Annotated in this window: 1 protein-coding gene; it reads right to left on the bottom strand. The window is 73.1% G+C overall.

Translation table 11 applies throughout. From position 1 onward, the window contains the following. Positions 1–413 (bottom strand): DDE-type integrase/transposase/recombinase (locus ACTQXI_RS08915; RefSeq protein WP_441053346.1); only part of this gene is annotated, 413 nt, incomplete at its 3' end. Between the last annotated feature and the right edge of the window lie 149 nt (positions 414–562).

Genomic DNA, 562 nt, shown 5'->3' on the forward strand with positions numbered 1-562 from the left:
GCCTGGGCCTCGACCCGGGCCACCGCCTCGGCGAGGCCGCTCCACCCGGTGAACTCGCCGCCGTAGGCGAGCAGGCGGTTCAGGAAGCGGTTGGCCGACTCGTCCTTGCCCTTGGTCTGCGGCGAGCGCGGCGCGCAGAGCCTGAGCTCGAAGCCGGCCTCCCGCGCGAACCGCCACGCCCTCTCCTGCCTGGTCCTCCTGCGGCCCGAGACGGTCACCAGGCACGACATGTTGTCCGTGATGCACTCCTCCGGGACGCCGCCGAGGCGGGTGAAGGTGGCGAGCAGGCAGGACAGCAGGTCGTCGAGCGTGCGGCTCCTGACCGGTATGAAGCGGTGCTTCCGGGAGTAGCCGAGCGTCGCGGTGAACACGCTGAACTCGAAGACCTCGCCCTCCGAGTCGACGAGCCTCATGCCCTCCTTCCAGTCGAACTGCAGCTGCCTGCCCGGGGGCGTCTCGAACCGCGGGTGCGGCTCGCGGCCGCCCGCGCCCCCGAAGGGCACGTCGCGGGCCCGGCACCAGGCGGTGAAGGCGCCGTACCCGGGCAGCCCCTCCCCGCGGC

Origin of the sequence: Collinsella sp. LCP19S3_C9 (assembly GCF_052121575.1) — a bacterium.
Classification (GTDB): Bacteria; Actinomycetota; Coriobacteriia; order Coriobacteriales; family Coriobacteriaceae; genus Collinsella.